The sequence below is a fragment of the Streptomyces sp. NPDC058864 genome, from assembly GCF_042742985.1.
Taxonomy (GTDB): Bacteria; Actinomycetota; Actinomycetes; order Streptomycetales; family Streptomycetaceae; genus Actinacidiphila.
On sequence record NZ_JBHYMQ010000013.1, the window covers coordinates 146,578 to 167,184 of the forward strand.

Annotated in this window: 13 protein-coding genes; 8 read left to right on the forward strand and 5 right to left on the reverse strand. The window is 73.2% G+C overall.

The window, feature by feature from the left end; all coding sequences use genetic code 11:
- Positions 1–43 precede the first annotated feature (43 nt).
- The 6 genes from ACFW3D_RS13335 to ACFW3D_RS13360 all read left to right on the forward strand — a co-directional run bounded on the left by ACFW3D_RS13335 (position 44) and on the right by ACFW3D_RS13360 (position 9,102).
- Positions 44–1,087 carry a carbohydrate ABC transporter permease gene (locus ACFW3D_RS13335; protein ID WP_500504226.1) on the forward strand — a complete coding sequence of 348 codons (1,044 nt, stop codon included), beginning with the start codon at positions 44–46 and terminating at the stop codon, positions 1,085–1,087.
- 12 nt (positions 1,088–1,099) lie between these two features.
- Positions 1,100–2,026, forward strand: a complete 927-nt coding sequence (locus ACFW3D_RS13340) for a carbohydrate ABC transporter permease (RefSeq protein ID WP_500504227.1) — start codon at positions 1,100–1,102, stop codon at positions 2,024–2,026.
- Between the two features lie 28 nt (positions 2,027–2,054).
- The gene (locus ACFW3D_RS13345; RefSeq protein WP_500504228.1) at positions 2,055–4,478 is read left to right on the forward strand and encodes a glycosyl hydrolase family 95 catalytic domain-containing protein; all 2,424 of its coding nucleotides are present in this window, start codon (positions 2,055–2,057) and stop codon (positions 4,476–4,478) included.
- The gene (locus tag ACFW3D_RS13350) at positions 4,472–5,485 is read left to right on the forward strand and encodes an acetylxylan esterase (RefSeq protein WP_500504229.1); all 1,014 of its coding nucleotides are present in this window, start codon (positions 4,472–4,474) and stop codon (positions 5,483–5,485) included. The genes ACFW3D_RS13345 and ACFW3D_RS13350 overlap by 7 nt, the downstream gene beginning before the upstream one ends.
- Positions 5,482–6,831 carry an ABC transporter substrate-binding protein gene (locus tag ACFW3D_RS13355; protein ID WP_500504230.1) on the forward strand — a complete coding sequence of 450 codons (1,350 nt, stop codon included), beginning with the start codon at positions 5,482–5,484 and terminating at the stop codon, positions 6,829–6,831. Before ACFW3D_RS13350 ends, ACFW3D_RS13355 begins: the two co-directional genes overlap by 4 nt.
- A 90-nt stretch (positions 6,832–6,921) precedes the next feature.
- On the forward strand, positions 6,922–9,102 hold the full coding sequence (locus tag ACFW3D_RS13360; protein WP_500504231.1) for an alpha-galactosidase: 2,181 nt from the start codon (positions 6,922–6,924) through the stop codon (positions 9,100–9,102).
- A gap of 52 nt (positions 9,103–9,154) precedes the next feature.
- Here the strand turns inward: ACFW3D_RS13360 and ACFW3D_RS13365 are convergent, their stop codons facing one another.
- Positions 9,155–9,787, reverse strand: coding sequence for a hypothetical protein (locus tag ACFW3D_RS13365; RefSeq protein WP_500504232.1), 633 nt, complete (start codon positions 9,785–9,787; stop codon positions 9,155–9,157).
- An 85-nt stretch (positions 9,788–9,872) separates the two neighbouring features.
- On the reverse strand, positions 9,873–10,859 hold the full coding sequence (locus ACFW3D_RS13370) for a helix-turn-helix transcriptional regulator (RefSeq protein WP_500504233.1): 987 nt from the start codon (positions 10,857–10,859) through the stop codon (positions 9,873–9,875).
- Positions 10,860–11,064: 205 nt separating this feature from the next.
- Between ACFW3D_RS13370 and ACFW3D_RS13375 the strand changes: the two genes are divergently transcribed.
- The gene (locus tag ACFW3D_RS13375; protein WP_500504234.1) at positions 11,065–14,061 is read left to right on the forward strand and encodes a S8 family serine peptidase; all 2,997 of its coding nucleotides are present in this window, start codon (positions 11,065–11,067) and stop codon (positions 14,059–14,061) included.
- Between the two features lie 76 nt (positions 14,062–14,137).
- Here ACFW3D_RS13375 and ACFW3D_RS13380 read toward each other — a convergent pair whose 3' ends face one another.
- The 3 genes from ACFW3D_RS13380 to ACFW3D_RS13390 form a co-directional block, all read right to left on the reverse strand.
- Positions 14,138–14,929, reverse strand: coding sequence for a hypothetical protein (locus tag ACFW3D_RS13380; RefSeq protein ID WP_500504235.1), 792 nt, complete (start codon positions 14,927–14,929; stop codon positions 14,138–14,140).
- Positions 14,930–15,116: 187 nt separating this feature from the next.
- Entirely contained in the window at positions 15,117–18,866 is a 3,750-nt protein-coding gene (locus ACFW3D_RS13385) for a S8 family serine peptidase (RefSeq protein ID WP_500504236.1), read from the reverse strand.
- A gap of 370 nt (positions 18,867–19,236) precedes the next feature.
- On the reverse strand, positions 19,237–19,887 hold the full coding sequence (locus ACFW3D_RS13390; protein WP_500504237.1) for a TetR/AcrR family transcriptional regulator: 651 nt from the start codon (positions 19,885–19,887) through the stop codon (positions 19,237–19,239).
- A 105-nt stretch (positions 19,888–19,992) separates the two neighbouring features.
- On the opposite strand from ACFW3D_RS13390, the gene ACFW3D_RS13395 reads away from it, so the two are divergent.
- Positions 19,993–20,553: an NADPH-dependent FMN reductase gene (locus tag ACFW3D_RS13395; protein WP_500504238.1), complete on the forward strand. Its 561-nt coding sequence runs from the start codon at positions 19,993–19,995 to the stop codon at positions 20,551–20,553.
- Positions 20,554–20,607 lie beyond the last annotated feature (54 nt).

Here is a 20,607-nt window from a genome sequence, read left to right on the forward strand (position 1 = left end):
ACCGTCCCACCCGTCCGACCCGACGCACACGAAGGAGAGTGCCGTGGTGGTCACATCGCAGGGCAACCACACGACGCCGGTGGCACCACCGTCCGGCGCAGCCGGTACGGGGGCCACCACGGCCTCTTCCCGCCCGAAGACCCGCGGACCCGTCAAGGTCCGCAAGGACACCGGCGGCCGCCGGCCCCGGCGCGTGACCGCGACCCGGTCCGCGGCGGCCCGCCGGCGGGACCTGCCCGTCGCGCTGCTGCTGATCCTGCCCGCCGTGGTCGGGTTCGCGATCTTCTACGCCTACCCGACCCTGCGCGGCATCTACCTGGGCTTCACCGAGTTCCACGTCCTCACCCCGCCCCGCTGGGTGGGCCTGGCCAACTTCCACGAGATGGCCGGCGACGGGGTCTTCTGGCACTCCCTCCTCGTCACCCTCTGGTTCGTCGTCCTCTCCGTCGTCTTCGGCACGCTCATCTCCCTGGCGACCGCGGTGGTGCTGCACCGCGTCACCGACTCCTCGCTGCTGCGCGGCGTGATGCTGCTGCCGTTCCTGATCTCCAACGTGATCGCCGCGCTGGTGTGGCAGTGGATGCTCGACCCGCACCTCGGGGTCGTCAACATCGTGCTCGACCACGTCATCGGCCACCCGGTGCTCTTCCTCGGCAGCGGTCCCTGGGCGATCCCCTCGCTCGCCGCGATCAGCGTCTGGAAATGGATGGGCTACTACTCCCTGCTGATCTTCGCGGGGCTGCAGACCATCCCGTCCACCATCTACGAGGCCGGCCGGGTGGACGGCGCGAGCGAGTTCCAGATGTTCCGCCGCCTCACCGTGCCGCTGCTGCGGCCGATCCTGGTGATGGTGGTCGTCCTGACGGTGATCAACGCCTTCCAGGTCTTCGACATCGTCGCCGTCACCACCCGGGGCGGCCCCGCCAACGCCTCGAACGTGCTGCAGATGTACATCTACGACAAGGCCTTCCGCCAGTTCGACTTCGGCTACGCGGCGACGATGTCGCTGGCCCTGTTCGCCCTGCTCATCACGGTCACCTTCACCCAGCTCCGGCTCGCGCGGGCCGACGAATCCGACCTGAACTGAAGGAGGCCCCCGATGACGCTCCCCCTCGCACCCCGTACGACGAGCGTGCGGCGCCCCCGCGCCCGCAAGGCGACCCCCGGCCGGATCGCGGCCTGGGCCTACCTCGGCGTCGTCTCGCTGATCACGCTCTTCCCCTTCTACTGGATCCTGCGCACCGCGCTGTCCAACAACTACCAGCTGGCCACCAACCCCTCCTCGCCCCTGCCCGTCGGTTTCACCTTCGGCGCCTTCAAGCGGGCGCTGGGCCTGGCCTCCCTCGCCGAGGCCCAGGCCCAGGGCGGCTCGGGCGCGTCCCTCGACATCGCGCTCTACCTGCGCAACTCGGTGATCTACGCGTCGGTGCAGACCGTGCTCATCGTGCTGTTCTCCGCCTGCGCGGCCTATGCCTTCTCCCGACTGCACTGGCGCGGCCGCAACCTGGTGTTCGGCATCCTGATCAGCGCCCTGATGGTGCCGAGCGTCTTCACGCTGCTGCCGAACTTCGTGTTCATCAAGGACCTCGGCCTCACCAACACCTTCGCCGGCCTCATCCTGCCCGGCGGGCTCTTCCAGGCGTTCACGGTGTTCTTCCTGCGGCAGTTCATGCTCGGCCTGAGCAGCGAGATCGAGGAGGCCGCGATCATCGACGGCGCGGGACCGCTGCGGATCTTCTACCGCATCATCCTGCCGATGTCGGCGGCGCCGATCGCCACCGTGTCGCTGCTGATGTTCGTCAACGCCTGGAACGACTACATGTGGCCGCTGCTGGTCACCAACGACGCCAGTGTGCAGCCGCTGACGCTCGCGCTCGGCGTGTTCAAGCAGTCCTCGCCGCAGGCCGCCCCCGACTGGGCCGGACTGATGGCCGCCGCCCTCATCGCGGCGCTGCCGATGCTGCTGCTCTTCCTCGCCTTCGGCAAGCGGATCGTGAACTCCATCGGCTTCTCCGGGCTCAAGTGAGCACGCCCGCGCCCCAGGACGGCACCCCATGAACGACACTGACCTGCTGCTCCGCTGGCCCGCTCCCGCGGCCGAGTGGAACGAGGCGGCCCCCGTCGGCAACGGACGGCTCGGCGCGGCGGTCTTCGGCGGCACCCACCGGGCCCGGATCCAGATCAACGACTCCACCGTGTGGTCCGGCACACCCGGCGGACCGGCGAAGGCACTTGCCGACGTCGTCGCCGCCGGCGCCGGCCCGGGGCGCCTCGCCCGGGTCCGCGACGCGCTCCGGGCCGGTGACCCGCACCGCGCCGAAGAACTCCTGATGGCCTTCGAAGGCCCGTACAGCCAGGAGTACCTGCCCTACGCCGACCTGTGGCTGACGGTGCGCGGCGCGCAGGACGCCACCTACCGGGGCCGCACCCTCAACCTCGACAGCGGGATCGCCGAGGACGCCTTCGACCTGCCCTCCGGCACCTCGGTCGGCCGCCGTACCTGGGCCGACGCGACCACCGGCACGCTGTGCACCGCCCTGGCCGCGCGGGGCGGCTCCGTGGACCTGCGGCTGGAACTCACCACCCCGCTCCGGGAGGTGCACCGCGCCGCCGGTCCGGAGGGGGTCGTCATCGGCGTGGAGATCCCCGTCGACGGGGCTCCCGCCCACGAACCGGACGTCCCGGAGCCGCTGCGGTACGCCGACGGCCCCGTCGACGGCTACGACCCCTTCGGTGCGCTCGCCCTGCGCGTGACCACCGACGGAGAGGTCACCGCCGACGGGGGAGCCCTGCGCGTCACCGGCGCCACCCGGCTCCTCGCCGTCGTCGCGAGCTCCACCGAGGCGCGGCGCCACTGGCAGGGACTCGACGCCCCTTCCGGCCGCGCCGCACACCTCGACGCCGCCGCCGACAGTGCCGCGGGGGCCGCGGAACGCGGCACCGAGGACCTGCTCAAGGCCCACGAGACCGACCTGCGCGCCCTCCTCGGCGGCACCTCGCTGCGCATCGGACCGCGCCGCTCGGGCACCTACGACGTGGCCCGCGACATCCTCTCCGGCGAGGACGAACTCCTCACCGCCACCGTGCTGTTCCAGCTCGGCCGCTACCTCCTGGCCGCCGCCTCCCGCCCGCACACCGGCCCGCCGGCCAACCTCCAGGGCATCTGGAACGCCGACCTGCGCCCGGCCTGGTCGTCCAACTACACGATCAACATCAACACCCAGATGAACTACTGGGGCGCCGAGGCCGCCGGTCTCGGCCCCTGCCACGAGCCGCTGTTCGACCTCCTGGACCGCGTCGCCGCGCACGGCAGGGGCGTGGCCGAGCAGCTGTACGGCGCCCGCGGCTGGGTCGCCCACCACAACACCGACATGTGGGGCTGGGCGCTGCCCGTCGGCATGGGCCACGGCGCCGCGTCCTGGGCGATCTGGCAGATGGGCGGCGCCTGGCTCGCCCAGCACCTGTGGGACCACTGGGAGTTCACCCAGGACACCGCCTTCCTGCGCGAACGCGCCTGGCCGCTGCTCAGCGGCTGCGCCGAGTTCCTGCTCGACTGGCTGGTGGACGACGGAACGGGACGGCTGGGCACCCTCCCCTCCACCTCGCCGGAGAACCACTACCTCACCCCCGACGGCTCCATGGCCGCGCTCACCCGCTCCTCCACCATGGACACCGCACTCACCCGGGCCGTCCTCGAACGCACCCTGCGCGCCGCCGCGCTCCTCGGCATCGACACCCCGCTGAGCGGCCGCATCACCGCCACCCTGCCGCATCTGCACCCGCCCCGGATCGCCGCGGGCGGCTGGCTCCAGGAGTGGGCCGACGACCTCCCCGAACAGGACCCCCACCACCGCCACCTCTCCCAGCTGGTCACCGTCCACCCGCTCGGCCAGGTCGACCCCGACCGCACCCCGGAACTCGCCGTCGCCGCCGCGGCCCTGCTGGACCGGCGCGGTCCCGGCGCGATGGGCTGGTCCTGGGCGTGGAAGATCGCCCTGCGCGCCCGGCTGCGCGACGCCGCGACGGCCCGCTCGCTCCTCCTGGAGGCGAGCCGGCCGCTCACCGGCGACCCGGACACCGACGCGCCCGTCGACGGCTCGCAGTGGGGCGGTCTGCTCCCCAACCTCTTCTCCACCCATCCGCCGTTCCAGATCGACGGCAACTACGGGCTCATGGCCGCGCTCACCGAGATGGTGCTGCAGAGCCACGACGGCACCGTCCGCCTGCTGCCCGCGCTCCCCGCGCAGTGGCGCGAGGGCGAGGCCACCGACCTGCGCTGCCGCGGCGGACTGGCGGCCGACTTCAGCTGGCAGGACGGCGCCCTCACCACCGTGACCCTGCGCCGGCTCGCCGGGGACGACACCGAGCCGGTGACGGTCCGCCACGGCGACCGCACCACCCGGGTACGCGTCCGTACCGGCGCCGCCGTCACTCTCGACGCCGGCCTCACCCCGCACGAGGAGGCCCGGCCGTGCTGACCGAGGACGACGTCCCCGAACTGTGGGCCTACCGCAGCGCGTACCGCGAGCCCGCGGACTTCGACGCCTTCTGGAAGGACACCCTGGAGGCCGCCCGCGTCCACGAGCCACGGCTCGAACTCACCCCGGTCGACACCGACCTGGAGACCGTGGACGTCTACGACGCCGTCTTCCCCGGCTTCGGCGGCCACCCGGTCCACGGCTGGCTCCGGCTGCCCCGCCACCGCGGCGGCCCCCTGCCCGCCGTCGTGCAGTTCCACGGCTACGGCAGCGGACGCGGCGCCCCCGTCGAGGACCTGCTCTGGGCCTCCGCCGGCTACGCCCACCTGCTGGTGGACACCCGGGGCCAGGGCGGCGCCTGGGCGGGCGGCGGCGCCACCGGCGACCCGGTCGGCAGCGGCCCGTCGCACCCCGGGTTCCTCACCCGCGGCGTCGAGGACAAGGACACCTACGTCTACCGCCGCGTCTTCACCGACGCCGTACGCGCCGTGGAGGCCCTGCGCACCTCGCCGCACGCCGACCCCGACCGCGTCGCGGTGACCGGCCCCAGCCAGGGCGGCGGGATCGCCCTCGCGGTCGCCGGTCTCGTCCCCGGGCTGCGGGCGGCGCACTTCCAGGCGCCGTTCCTGTGCGACATCCGGCAGGCCGTCCGGCTCACCGGCGAGCAGCCGTACGCCGAGCTCATCGGCTACCTCGGCGCGCGCCGGGACCTGGTCGAGCAGACCTTCCGGACCTTGGGCTACTTCGACGGCCTCGCCTTCGCCCGCCGCGCCACCGCGCCCGCCTGGTTCTCCGCCGGCCTGCGCGACGAGGTCTGCCCGCCGGCCACCACCCTCGCCGCCTACCACCGCTACGGCGGGCCGAAGCAGATGCGGCTGTGGGAGTTCAACGGCCACGACGCCGGCGGCCCCGAGGACCTGGTCATCGCCCTGAGCGCCTTCCGCGCGCTCCTCAAGACGTCGTCCCACCACCCTCACCAGGAACCGTCCCGAAAGAAGGAATCATGAGAATGCGCAGAGTCGTCGCCCTCGGGGCCACGCTCACCCTCGCCGCGGTGCTGTCCGCCTGCTCCTCCGGCTCGGACACCGCGGGCGGTTCGAAGACCGTCAACTGGTGGACCTGGGACGACAAGCAGGCCGCCGCGTACAAGACCTGCGCCGCGGACTTCGAGAAGGCCAACCCCGGCACGACCGTCAAGATCTCGCAGTACAACGTCGACGACTACTTCACCAAGCTGACCGCCGGCTTCGTCGCCGGCAACGCCCCCGACGCCTTCCAGAACAGCGTGCAGTTCTTCCAGGCGTACGCCGGCCAGCACCAGCTGCTGGCGATGGACGACTTCATCGCCAAGGACAAGTTCGACCTGTCCCGCTTCTCCGTCGGCGTGAACGCCTGGAAGTTCACCGACGGCAAGCAGTACGCGCTGCCGCTGGACTGGGCCGCGGCCGGCCTGTACTACGACCAGGACGCCCTCACCAAGGCGGGCTACAGCAAGAGCGACGTCGACTCCGTGACGTGGAACCCCGACGACGGCGGCGAGTTCGGCAAGATGATCGCCCACCTCACGATCGACGAGAAGGGACGCCGCGGCGACGAGCGCGGCTTCGACAAGGCCCACGTCAAGACCTTCGGCTTCGGCCAGATCGCGGCCAAGGACTTCATCGGCCAGACCTCCTGGAGCCCGTTCGCCTCCAGCACCGGGTGGCGGCTCGGCGACAAGGAGAGCTGGCCGACCGTCTTCAACTACGCCGACCCGCGGCTGGTGAAGACGCTCAACTGGGCGCGCTCCCTGACGGAGAAGGGCTACGCGCCGAAGATCGGCGAGTTCACCTCCAGCGTCAGCGACGTCGACCTGCTCTCCTCCCACAAGGTGGCCATGGAGATCGGCGGTTCCTGGTCCGCCTCCACCTTCGCCAAGATCCCCGGCGTCAAGACCGGCATCGCGGCGCCCCCCTACGGCCCCGACGGCAAGACCCGCGCCGTGATGAGCAACTCCAACGGCAACAACATCTGGGCGGGCACCAAGAGCCCCGAACTGGCCTGGAAGTGGGTGTCCTACATGGGCTCCGAGGCCTGCCAGTCCAAGGCGTCCCTCACCGGGACGTTCTTCCCGTCCATCCCCGCCTCCATGGACGCGGCGACGAAGGCACTGGCCACCGACGGGGTCGACCTGTCGGTCTTCACGAGCATGCTGAAGGACAAGGTCCTGTACCCGTCCCCGGTCTACGGCAACGGCGCCGCGGTGCAGGACGCGCTGAACCCGCTGTTCGAGGGCTACTTCGCCGGGCAGAAGGACGACTCCGTCTTCGCGGACATGCAGAAGCAGAGCAAGACCCTCCTCGCGAAGAACTGAGCCACCGGAAGCGAACCGAGCCCCCGCCGCCGGACGCGCCCCCACCCGGGGCCGTTCGGCGGCGCGGCACACCGAAAGGACTCCCCCCCCATGGCAGACAGCACCGCTCGGATCGTCGCGCTGCGCGCGGCCGGCACCGCGTTCGTCGTCGAACTCACCGAGCCGGTGCCCAGGGTGCTCCACTGGGGGGCCGACCTCGGGCCGCTGTCCGCCGACGACCTGGCCGTCCTCAGCCTGACCGCGGAGCCCGCGGTCCTCAACAACTCCCTCGACCTGCCCCGCCGCTTCACCGTCTGGCCCACCGAGGCGGACGGCTGGGCCGGCACCCCCGCGCACCACGGGCACCTCGACGGCGGCGCCGGAGCCCCCCGCCCGACGACCACCGGCACCTCCGTCCGCCAGGACGCCGAGGGCGGCGAACTGGCCGTCTCCCTCACCGACGCCGCCGCGGGGCTCGACATCACGATCACCTACCGGCTGGAGCCCTCCGGCGTGCTCGCCGTCCACAGCGAGCTCACCCGGCAGCCGGCCGCTGACCCGGCCCCGTACGACCTCGCGCAGGTCACCGCGCTGCTCCCGCTGCCCCGCCGGGCCGGCGAGATCCTCGACTTCACCGGCAAGTGGAGCCGCGAACGCTCCCCGCAGCGCCGCCCCCTCGCCCACGGCACTTACGCCCGCGACGTCCGGCGCGGCAAGTCCGGCCTGGACTCGCCGTACCTCGTCGCCGTCGGCGTACCCGGCTTCGGCTTCCGCGACGGCGAGGTGTGGGGCGTGCACGTCGCCTGGAGCGGCGACCAGCGCTACCTCGTCGAGCAACTGCCCGAGGGCGCCGGGGTCCACGCCTCCGTGCTCGGCGGCGGGGAACTGCTGCGCGCCGGCGAGGTCCGGCTCGCGCCCGGCGACACGCACCGCACCCCCGTCTGCCACTACGCCTGGTCCGGCAACGGCCTCGACGGGCTCGCCGACCGCTTCCACACCCTGCTCCGGGACCGCCCCGGCCACCCGCGCCGCCCGCGCCCGGTCATCCTCAACAGCTGGGAGGCCGTCTACTTCGACCACGACCCGGAACGCCTCCTGCGGCTCGCCGACCGCGCGGCCGAGGTCGGCGTCGAGCGTTTCGTCCTGGACGACGGCTGGTTCCGCGGCCGCCGCTCCGACCGCGCGGGCCTCGGTGACTGGACGGTCGACCGGAAGGTGTGGCCCGCCGGGCTGGCGCCGCTCGCCGACCACGTGCGCTCCCTGGGCATGGAGTTCGGCCTGTGGGTCGAACCCGAGATGGTCAACCTCGACTCGGACCTGGCACGCGAGCACCCGGACTGGGTCCTCGCCCCCGCGCGCGGCGTTGGCCCCCCGGCCCGGCAGCAGCACGTCCTCGACCTCTCCCACCCCGGCGTCGTCGCCCACCTGCTGGGGGCCCTGGACGCCCTCGTCGCGGAGTACGGCATCGCGTACCTCAAGTGGGACCACAACCGCGAGGTGCACGAGGCCGTGAGCGGGCCGGCCGACCACCCTGTGGCGCGCGCCCAGGTCGAGGCGCTGTACGGCCTGCTGCACACCCTCCGGCAGCGCCACCCGGGCCTGGAGATCGAGAGCTGCGCCAGCGGTGGCGGCCGGGTCGACCTGGGGATCCTCGCCAGGACCGACCGGGTGTGGGCCTCCGACTGCAACGACCCGGTGGAGCGGCAGTCCATCCAGCGGTGGACGGGCCAACTGCTCCCTCCGGAGCTCGTCGGCGCCCACGTCGGCCCCAACCCCAGCCACACCACCGCACGCGTCGGTTCCGACACCTTCCGTCTGGCCACCGCGCTCTTCGGCCACCCCGGTATCGAGCAGGACATCACCCGCTGCACGGAGGAGGAGGCGGCCCGGCTCACCGCGTGGACCGCCCTGTACCGGGAACTGCGCCCGCTGCTGCACGGCGGGCGCACCGTCCGCGCCGACCTCCCCGGCGACGCGACGCTGCTGCACGGCGTCGTCGCCCACGACAGCACGGCCGCGCTCTACTGCTGGGCCCGTGTGGCGACCTCCGCGGAGGGCCAGTCCGGGCGGGTACCGCTGCCCGGGCTCGACCCGGCCCTCCGCTACCGTGTACGAGTCCGCACCGACCTCGGCCTGCCGTCCTTCCACCAGAGGAGCGGCCCGGCCTGGCTCACCGAGGCGATCGACGACCGCCTCACCCTCCCCGGCGCGCTCCTCACCGCCGCAGGCCTGCCGATGCCGCAGCTCAACCCCGAGCAGGCCCTGCTGATCGAGGTACGCCGGGCCGGCTGACCGGTCCCGTGCCCCGGCCCGGCCCGGATCGCTTTTGTGCCCGCCCGGACCCCTACTCGTCCTCGGCGTCCCCGGGCGCCGCCGTGGCCTGGCGGCCGAGCCAGTACAGGGCCGTGTCGACGTCACGGGCGGTCCAGCCGTCGGCGCCGGGGCCGGAGCGGACGAGCAGGTCGTCGAGGAGGTCCATGTAGCGGCCGTAGCGGCCCGGCGCCGGTGTCAGCTGGTAGCCCAGCCGCTCCAGGCCGAACTGGGCGCGGCGGTCGTAGACGGCCATCCGGTCCGGCGCGGCGGCGGTGAGCAGGGCCGAGGCCAGCGCGTCGCCGTGGCGGCAGCCGGGCAGGGGGAGCAGGGCTCTGCGGCCCTCGCGGGCGGCCGCGCCGCGCGGGGCGTCCTGGTCGCGGACCGCGTGCACGGCCGCGGCCGTGACGGCCCGGACCTCCGCGTCGAGCAGGTTCATCAGCTCGACGACCCACGCGGTGCTCGCCTGCAGCCGTTTCCACACCACCAGAGCGGCGATGTCCGTCTTGCCCAGGCTTCCGCTGTCCCGGGCGCGCTCCGCGACCTCCGTCAGCACCTCGTCGTACGCGGCCGGGACGGCGGCCCGGTACGCCTCACGGGCGGCGGACAGGGTGGACCAGACTCCGTCGGGGAGCGGGGTGAGTGCGGCGGTCGCGGATGCGTTCATGCACCGATGGTGGCCCGACTCGGCCCGCTCCGTGTGCACTTGACCGCTTGTGATCGATTCCGGTGTGATGTGCCGTCAGGAAGGATCAGATCCAGCCACGCGCGTGCGCCTCCGCCCCGGCCTGGAAGCGCGTGCTCGCGTCAAGCCGTGCCATGAGCGCCGCAATGCGGCGGGTCGCCGTCCGTGTACTCAACCCCAGCTGACGGGCGATCGCCTGGTCCTTGAGCCCGGCACGGAGCATCGTCAGCAGCGCGACCTCCTCCGGGGTGGGGCCCTCCTCGCCGGCCGCCGGTGCCGGTGCGCCGATCGGCTCGGCCCTGGCCCAGTACGCCTCGTACAGCTCGATGAGGGCGTCCAGCAGACCGGACGGGTGGACGACGGCGAGGCTGTCGTAGACCCCGCCGACCAGCGGGACGAGGGCCACGCGGCGGTCGATGATGTGCAGCTTGAAGGGGAGGCTGGGCAGCATCCGTGCCTGCTCGCCGAGCGCGGCCATCTCCAGCACCGTCTCGAAACGGCCCGGCCGCTCCATGGACTCCGGGCAGTAGACCGAGCGGATGTCGACTCCGTCGCGCGCCCAGGCGGCGGTCGACGCCTTCTCGGCCTCGTTGGTGTGGGGGAGCCCGTCCGCACGGTCGAGGTACGGCGGCTTGTCGAGCACCCAGACGTGGGTGCTGACCGAGCGGTTGAGTTCGTAGATGCGCGGCGCGACGACGTCACGTCCCGACAGCACCTCCACCAGGCTGCCGGGGTCGCTGCGCAGCCGTCCGGCCCGGTACTCCTCGGCGAGGTCGTCGACGACCGACCGCACCCCGGCGAAGGCCGCCTCGGCCTCCAGCCGACGCCGGTCGAGCAGGGCGGTGAGCGCGGTACCGGGCCCGACGGGGCGGAACTCGCCCCTGTCGTCACGGCGCAGGAGACCGAGTCCGGCCAGCCGTGCCACGGCGTGGCGGACCCGCTCCGGGGAGACCCCCGCGGTTCCGGCGTACTCCTGTGCGTCGAGGCCGGCCCGGTCGAGGAAGGCGCGGTAGACGTCCTCGTCGAACTCGTTGATACCCAGGGCCTGCAGCACGTACGCGCTCCTCGTGATGGCGTGGTCCGCCAACTGTCCGAAGACGCCACAAGATTATCTGGACATCGAACGGTCGTGGGACGTTCACTTTTGAATCGTTCCTCACACCCGCACCGGGAGCGGCGGTCCCTTACCCGCCCCCGACACCCCACCGCGCCCGGACGCGCGGTGACGTCCCTGGCCTCTTCCCTCTGGAGGACCGAACGTGACCTCGAAGTCACGCATCAGACCGGCCGCCCTGGTGGCGGCCACCGCCCTCGCACTGGCCCTGTCGTCCGCCGTCCCCTCCCAGGCCGCTCCCGCCGGCGGGCCCGAGCCGGTCCCGGTGGCGGGCCACCTCGTCGCGGGCCGCTACATCGTCACCCTCGCCGACCGGCCGATCGCCGCCTACCGCGGGGGAGTCGACGGCATACCCGGCACCGCCCCCGCGCCGGGCGCCAAGGTCGACCTGGCCGACGCGGACGCCGTGCGCTACCGCGCCCACCTCACCGACGCCCAGCGCGCCGCGGCGGCCTCGGTGGGCGCGCGGATCGAGCACCGGTACTCCGTGGTCACCAACGGCTTCACCGCGGACCTGTCCGCCACGCAGGTGGCGGAACTCTCCAAGGCCCCCGGAGTGCTGTCGGTCGCGCCCGACACCCTCAACAAGGTCTCCGACGACCGGAACTCGCAGGACTTCCTCGGGCTCACCGGGCGGCACGGCCTGTGGTCGGCCCTCGGCGGCACCAAGCAGGCCGGCCGCGGTGTCGTCGTCGGCGACATCGACACCGGCATCTGGCCGGAGAGCCGCTCCTTCGCCGCTGCCCCGCTGGGCACCGCGCGGCCCACGTCGAAGGACCCGTACCGCCCCTACCGCAAGGGCGACAAGGTTGTCATGCGGAAGGCGGACGGCGGCACCTTCACCGGAACCTGCCAGGCCGGCGAGGAGTTCACCGCCGACGCCTGCAACAGCAAGCTGATCAGCGCCCGTTGGTTCGGCGACGCCTGGCTGGCCCAGGTGCCCGCGGAGCGCCGCGCCGACTACGTCTCCGCGCGGGACGGCGAGGGCCACGGCACGCACACCGCATCCACCGCCGCGGGCGACAGCGGGGTCGACGTCACCGTCGACGGACGGCACCTCGGCGAGGTCTCCGGTGTCGCGCCGGCCGCCGCGATCGCCGTCTACAAGGCGTTCTGGACCGGCAAGGCGGCCGGCGACAGCGGCGGCATGACCTCCGACATCGTCGCGGCCGTCGACCAGGCGGTCGCCGACGGCGTCGACGTCCTCAACTACTCCGCGGGCTCGGTCATCGAGACCGCGCCGGACTCCCCGGTGCAGGCCGCCTTCCGCACCGCCGCGGCCGCGGGCGTCTTCGTCGCCACCGCGGCCGGCAACTCCGGCCCCGAGGTCTCCTCCGCCGACAACGTCGCCCCGTGGACGACCACGGTGGCCGCGAGCACCCTGGCGCCCTACGAGGCCACCGTGCGCCTCGGCAACGGCGACACCTACGTCGGCGGAAGCACCACCGTCGACTCCCCGCTCGGTCCGAAGCCCCTCGTGCTGGCCGAGAAGGTGAAGAACGCCGCCGCCTCCGCCGGCGACGCCGCGCTGTGCCAGGACGGCACCCTCGACCCGGCGAAGGCCGCCGGCGCGATCGTCGTCTGCGACCGGGGCGTCAACCCGCGCGTCGACAAGTCCCACGAGGTCCAGCGGGCCGGCGGCGTCGGCATGGTCCTGGTCAACGTCAGCGACCTCGACACCGACGGCGACCTGCACGCGGTGCCCACGGTGCACCTCAACACCCCCGGTGCCACCGACGTCCGGGCGTACGCCGCCACCGCGGGCGCCGAGGTGAGTCTGCTCCCGGGCGGCACGACCGGTCAGCCGTACCCGCAGATCGCGCCGTTCTCCTCGCGCGGTCCCTCGACCGTGAACAACGGCGACCTGCTCAAGCCCGACATCGCCGCCCCGGGCGTCGGCATCCTCGCGGCCGTCGCGCCCGCCTCCAACTTCGGCCACGACTACGACTTCATGACCGGCACCTCGATGGCGACCCCGCACATCGCCGGGCTCGCCGCGCTCTACCTGGCCGAGCACCCCTCGTGGTCGCCGATGGCCGTGAAGTCCGCGATGATGACGACCGCCGTCGACACGAAGACGGCGAGCGGTGCGAAGAACACCGACCTGTTCGCGCAGGGCGCCGGTGAGGTGCGGCCGGCGGGCATGTTCGAGCCGGGCCTGGTCTACGACTCCACCGAGAAGGACTGGCTGGGCTACCTGGAGGGCCTGGGCGTCGACACCGGCAGCGGGACGAAGGCCGTGGACCCCAGCGATCTCAACTACCCGTCGATCGCCATCGGCCGGATGGTCGGCTCGCAGACCGTGACCCGCACCGTCACCGCCGTGACGCCGGGCACCTACCGGGCCTCGATCTCGGTGCCCGGGGTCAAGGCCACCGTCCACCCGTCCGTACTGCACTTCAGCAGGGCAGGCCAGAAGGCCAGGTTCACCGTCAGCTTCGAGCTGACGACCGGGCGGTCCGGCGAGACCGTCACCGGTGGCCTCACCTGGCGGCACGGCCGCACCGGCGTGCGCAGCCCGGTCGTCCTTACCCCGTGGAGCCTGATCGCCCCCGACCAGGTGTCCGGCACCGCGGGCAGCGGCAGTGTCTCCTTCCAGGTGACGCCGGGCACCACCTCGCTCGCGCTGACCCCCCGCGGTCCGGTCGCGGGCACCCCGGTGCGCAACGCGGTGTCCACCGACAAGCCCGAGCAGGACTTCGCCTTCACGGTGCCGGAGGGCACGCAGGCGGGGCAGTTCTTAGTCACGCCCGACAACCCCGAGGCCCGCCTCACCCTGCTGCTCGCGTACGACCCGGGAGACGGCCAGGACCCGTACATCGTCGGGGACCTCGCCCTGGACCAGACACGGCCGGTGGTGAGCCTGCCGAGCATGAAGGCCGGGAAGTACCTGGCCGTCGTCATGACGCTGGGCGGCCAGCCGGAGCTGACGGACTTCCCGTTCTCCTTCCAGGCCAACCTGGTCGGCCCGGACAGCGCGCCGACGCAGGGCACGTTCACGGTGACACCGCGGAACCCCGCCACGAAGCCCGGCGTCCCGCTGACGCTGACCGCCTCGTGGAGCGGCGTCCCGTCCGACCGTCCCGCGACCGCCTACATCGGCTACCCCAACGCGGCGGGCACCCTCGTCACCATCGGCTGACGGGCCCCACGCGACGCTGCCGGCCCCCTCGGTGACGAGGGGGCCGGCACTGTTCTCGTCATGGGGCCCGGCCGGATCAGGGACGTACGGTCCCCGGCCCCGAGCCCGCGCTCGGCAGACCCTCCGGCGCCCGGGGCGACCCCGTGGAGGGCGAGGCGTCGCCGTCGGATTCGCCGCGGAGGGCGTCGACGGCGAAGGCCACCGCCGAGGCCAGCAGCGCCAGCGCCAGCGGCCCCCAGACCGCCGGGATGGACCACATCGGCCAGTCGTTGGCCGCCTGCACCCAGAGCGTCACGATGGCCGCGACACCCATGGCGACGCCGTGCCACCGCACGGCCCTCGCGGCCTTGGCATGCCGCGGCCCCGGTGCCAGGAGCGCCCACAGCGCTCCGACGAGCGCCATCAGGCCGGTCGAGAGGCCGGCGAGCGCGCCGCCGAGGCGGTCCTCGGGCCACTCCAGGGGCCCGTCGCTCGTCTCCTGCGAGGTTCCCGCGGAGTTCCGCACCTCGACGACCTGCCCCCGCCAGATCAGGCCGACGACCTTGTCGCCCGGCTCCAACTGCGACAGCACGGGACCGGGCCACCGGAAGGTCAGGTGCCACGGCTTGCCGGACGGCAGCAGGAAATCCGCCTCGGGCGACTTCCGCTTGCCGCTGTGCGTCTCCACCGACCGCACGGTGAAGGACTGCTCCCACCGGCAGTCCGACACCTCCACGGGTGCGGAGACGCACGGCGGCGCGGCCCGGAACTCACGCTCCCGCTCCAGCGCGTCGCGCGTCAGGAAGACCATTGCCACCCCGATGGCCAGCGCCGCCACCGCGATCAAGAGCCATATCCAGGTCGGTGACTTCCGCTCCGCCGATCCCACCCTGTCTCCTCACCCCCGCGCGACCCCGTACCGCCCATCCGACCACGCCGCGCCGAGTGCGGCCCAGGCCCGCTGCCGGCAGCGGACGCCCCCTCCGGCCTGCCGTGTCGCGGCAAGGAGGGGAGCACCGCGAACGACAGCGCGGCCGGCCCCCGGAGGGACCGGCCGCGCAGCGTGCGGACGCGGATCAGGCGAGGCCGGTCGCCCGGATCGCCGTCTGCGTCACCGTGTTGCCCTGCTTGTCCGAGGCACGCACGCGCAGCGACAGGAACTCTGCACGCCGCGGCGCGTCCAGGCGGACCCTCGCGGCGCCGTCCTCCGCGCCGCGCAGGGCGGACTTGTGCCACGTACGGCCGTCGTCGTACGAGACCTCCACCGCGTCGGTACGGACCCGCGAGGCCGACGTGCCCGGCAACGGGGCAGCGCTCACCGTGAGTTCGGCGTCACGTCGCGCGGCGCCGCCCGCATCGGTGCGGATCCCGTAGTCGAGCTGCAGGAGCGGGAGCACCTGCGGGTCGTCCGTGCCCGGCGTCGCCGAGGAGAAGCCCCACTCCGTGCGCGTCGCGGTGGAGTACGGGTACCCCTCCGTCCGCTCGGTGGACGTCACGAGCCGGTACCGGCCCGACGCCGCCGGGACGTCGCCGCCCAGCCAGCCGCCCTCGGTGCGGGTGACCAGCTCACCGCCCCGGTAGAGCTCGTTCACCTGGGAAGTGGTGCCCGGACCGACCACACCCGCGTGGTCGCGACCGCCGTCGCCCCAGGCCGGGATGGTGACGTCGAGGACGTCACCGTTGCGCTGCGGCAGCCACTGGCTCTCGTTCATCCGCGGGTGCTCCACGGGCCCGAACCACTGGACGTCGGTGGTGCGTCCCGCCGGGTAGCCGACCAGCCCGGAGAACTGGATCGAGCGGATGCCGTTGGCGGCCTCCTCCATCCAGGTCGCCTCGCCGGACGGGGTGACCCAGTCGGTGCGCTCGGCGCCGGCCGTCGACAGCCGGGTGCCGCCGACCTTCACGCCGAGGTACGGCTGGATGTCGTAGCGGAACTCGTCGACCTCGGTGCCGGGCTCGTTGCGGAACCCGACGTCGACCCGGGCGAGCCGGTGCTCGGCCGGCGCGTAGCGCTGGCTCTGCGGGACCGTGCCGTGCCAGGTGTGCACCAGGTCGTAGAGGTAGTCCGTTTCGGCGTGACCGACGACCCGCATCGGCACCGAGCCGGAACCGCTGTCCTGGATACGGCCGATCAGGGTCTCGCCCTCGGTGCGGGAGATGCCCGCGATGGCGAGGTCGGTGCGGCGCACCGGCTCGCGCAGCCGGCCGTCCAGGTCGTTCACCACGACCAGCAGGGCGACGCCCGCCTTCTTGGCGTCGGTGATCTGGTCGTCGTCCCCGGTGTAGCGGACCACGGCCACCTTGCCGTTGGCGCCGGCGGCCGCGTACTCGGCCGCGGTGCCCTTGCCGGCGAAGACGGCGGGCAGCGTCCTGGTGCCCTCGGCGGGACGGCCGGAGCCGGGCTGCAGCCACAGGTCGTCGAAGACCTGGTCGCCGGAGGAGAGCGCCAGCAGCGGCTGCTGCATGCGCCAGCGCACGGTGTACGCCAGGTCGCCGCCGGAGGCCTTGGGCATGGGCAGCGCCCACACGCTGTCGAAGCCGTCGCCGACGGTCGCGGTGTCCGTGATCGCCGGGGAGCCGTCCTTGAAGGACTGGTTGAAGTCCATGCGGATGTCGCTGTCCGTGGAGGTCTTCGGCGTGACGACCTCCGTCCTGCGCAGCTTCGTCCCGTCCAGCGTCGTGTCGGTGTCGGCGTTGCCGACCACGACGCCGGTCCTGGCCAGCAGCGCCCGCCCGTAGGAGGACTCGCCGTGGACGCCGCGCACGGCACCCCAGGTCCAGACGGTGTACGTGCCCGGCGGGACGACGGTGTCGAGCACGCCGTCGAGGTCGGTGTAGAGCGCCTGCGCGTACTCGTCGCCCTTGCGCTGGTACATCACCAGGCCGACCAGCGGGTCGCCGGCCCGGTCGGTGACGTGGACGCGCAGGTGGTGGTACTCGTCACGGGTGCTCACCGCGAGGAGGGTGCGCGTGACGGCCTTGCCGTCGACGACGCCCTCGACGTGCCCGGTGAAGCGTGATCCGGCCGCGGCCCGGTCGGGCGTGGTGGTCACGGTGGTGGAGGCGGTGCCGTGGGCGGGGACGGTGACCTGTCGGTCCGCCACGGTGAACAGGCCCTCGGGCGCGCCCGGGGCGTCCAGCCGCGGGGTCACGGTGACGGCGGTGTCACCGGAGTTGGCCCACTCCACGGTACGGGTCACGGTCTCGCCGGACGTGGTGCCCGGGGGGTGGATGCCGGCGTCGGCGACGGCGGTGGCCACGAGCGTGCTGCTGGTGGCGGCCACCGCGTCCACGCGCCCGTTGCCGCCCGAGTCGGCGGGGATGTCCGGCGTGGCGACGGACGTGGAGACCAGGGCGTCCTTGATCCGGGCCCCGTTCCAGTCCGGGTGCTCGGCCGCGACCAGCGCGGCGACGCCCGCGACGTGCGGGGTGGCCATCGAGGTGCCGCTGAGGGTGGCGTACGAGCCGGACCCGAAGGGCGCCCACTGCGAGCGGGCCGCCAGGATGTCGACGCCGGGTGCGGTGATCTCCGGCTTCATCGCGTCGTCCCGGAAGCGGGGGCCGCGGCTGGAGAAGTCGGCGATGGCGTCGGAGGAGTCGACGGCGCCGACGGTGAGCGCGGCGTCCGCGGCGCCGGGGGCGGCCACGGTGCCCTCGTACGGACCGGAGTTGCCGGCGGCTATGGTGAACAGCGTGCCGGTCTCGGCACTGAGCTCGTTGACCGCCTGGCTCATCGGGTCGGTGCCGTCGGTGGGCTGGTCGCTGCCGAGGCTCATGCTGACCACGCGGGCCTTGGCCTCGCGGGCGGCCCACTCCATGCCGCTGATGATCCAGGAGTCGGAACCGCTGCCCGCGTTGCTGAGGACCTTGCCCACGTGCAGCCGCACGCCGGGGGCGACGCCCTTCTCCTTGCCGTCGGACGCGGCGCCGTTGCCGGCGATGGTGGACGCCACGTGGGTGCCGTGGCCGTGGTGGTCGTCGACGTCCTCACCGGGCACGAAGCTGCGGGAGTCGGTGACGACTCCGTCGAGGTCGGGGTGCCCGGGGTCGTAGCCGGTGTCGAGGACGGCGACGTCCACGCCCTGGCCCGTGTCGCCCCCGGCCCACACGTCGGGGGCGCCGATCTGCGCGACGCTGTCCGCGAGGTCGGCCTTGACCTTGCCGTCGAGCCACACCTTGCGTATGCCGCCGGTCAGCGCCAGGCCGCTCGCCTTGGCCTTCGCGGTCGCCTGCGGGGTGTCCTGCGGGGCGGCCTGGCCGGTCAGGTCGGCCCAGAACTCCGGCGCCTGGTTGTGGTCCTGGGTGGTGGCGGTGCTGTCGATGCTGGTCAGTGGCCGTGCGCCGGTGGCCCCCTCGGGGAGGGACGGTGCCGCGAGCCTCCGGCCGGTGTCGGAGGAGTAGGTCAGGATGACGGGCAGGCCCTTGGACCGCGCGTCGTCGTAACCGTCGGCGATGAGCCGCGTGACGTTGAAGAGGTCGGTGTCGAGCAGCCCGGCCGACACGTACCGCTCGGCGGCGAACGGGTAGACGTAGGTGTCGCCGCGCTGCGTGGTGATGCGGACGTCCGCGCGGTGGCCACGGGGGCCCTCCACGGTCACGGAGGCGCGGCCGTCGCCGCCCGGCGTGACGGTGACCCGGTCGCCGGTGATGAGGGTGACGGTACGCGGGGTGGAGCCGGAGTGGGCCCCGCCGGTCACGACCACGGGGTCCGACGAGGGGGAGGCCGTGGCGTGGTCACTGGCAGACGCCGGTGGGATCGCCATCAGCATTGCCGCGACACCCGCGACGATCGGCAGGCCAGTTCGGCCCGGGAAGAGCGGTCTCACAGGGGATCCTTCACGTTAGATCCATCCAATGTCCGCCGCATGCTAGCGAGTTAAACGATTCAACGGGCCGGTAAACGGCACACGAACAGCGGCGTATTTACGCCTGCTGTCGGGATCACGACACGAGGGGCACGCAGTTGCGGCTGCCGTTGACGGCGCCGGCCGGGCGCGTCCCGCCAGGCGGTCCCGTCCGGGGCCAGTGCGGGACCTCTGTCGGACGAAATCCCGTCCAGCATAGGGCGGTTGGCCGTCGGTCGCCGGACCCTCGGAGCACGCGGAGCCAATGCCGACGCATCGGGAGGCATGGGGGACCGCGTGAAGCCCGTCCGGACCCGCCGCTCGGCGACGGCCCGATGCCGGGCGGCCGGCGCTAGCGGGGGGTGCCGAGGCGGTCGACCAGGTCGTGCCAGCCGGCGTCCAGCCGCTCCATGGGCATGCGCCGGGTCGAGAGCAGGTACTCGACGAGCACGGTGTCGAGGTAGGCCTGCAGGGTGTGCCCGGTCAGTTCGACGTCTCCGGGGGCGCCCGCCTGCCGGAGCAGCAAGGTCAGGTGCGTGAGCCTGACCTGGTACGACGGGTTGAAGCGGCGGCTGTGCTCCCGGCGCGCCGCTATGTAAAGGTCGCTATGGGTGTGCTCGTGGCGCATGACCGCGGGGCCGAAGGCGCGCAGCCGCTCCAGCGGTGGGGCGTCCGGCCCCAGGGGCGGCGGGCCCGTGAGGAAGGCCGCCTGGATCTGCTGCTCGATGTGGTCGAGCAGCGACAGCATCAGCCCCGCGCGGTCGCCGAAGCGCCGGAACACCGTCCCCTTGCCGACCTCGGCCGCGGCGGCGACGGCCTCCATGGTCACGTTCGCCGCTCCGCGCTCGGCGGCGAGTTCGGCCGCCACCTCCAGCAGGCGCTTGCGGTTGCGCGCGGCGTCCGCGCGCAGCCGTGGTGGCTCGCCCGCCGGCGTGAGCGTGAGGTCCGCGGGGCCGGTGGAGGCGTCGCGCACGGAGGAGGCGGTGCGGGGCGGCTCGGTCATGGGCACAGCGTAGCGGCGGGAATGAAAGTGGACCGCGGTCCGTTTGGCTGGTAGAACTTGCAACCGGACCACGGTCCGCTTTCAGTCCTAGCAGGGAGATCGCCCATGTCCGTCCGCATCCTCGCCCTCGTCGGCAGCCTCCGCGCCGGTTCGCACAACCGCCAGCTCGCCGAGGCGGCCGTCAAGCACGCCCCCGAGGGCGTCGAGATCACGCTCTACGAGGGTCTGGCGGAGGTGCCCTTCTACAACGAGGACATCGACGTCGAGGGCGCGGTGCCCGAGGCCGCCGCCCGCCTGCGGGCGACCGCCTCCGCGACCGACGCGTTCCTGCTCTTCTCGCCCGAGTACAACGGCACCATCCCGGCCGTCCTCAAGAACGCCATCGACTGGCTGTCCCGCCCCCACGGCGCCGGTGCGCTGTCCGGCAAGCCGGTCGCCGTGGTCGGCACCGCCTACGGCCAGTACGGCGGCGTGTGGGCGCAGGACGAGGCCCGCAAGGCCGCCCGCATCGCCGGTGCCTCGGTCCTCACGGAGGCCAAGCTCTCCATCCCGGGCTCCGTGGTCCGCTTCGCCGAGACCCACCCGGCCGACGACTCCGAGGTCGTCGAGGGCCTGAGCCAGGTCATCGACCAGCTCACCCAGGCCGGAGCCGCCGCCGCGGCCTGACCCCTGCCACGCCGCGACCCCGCGGCGCCTCGCCCGCGGGGGCCGGGCGGCACC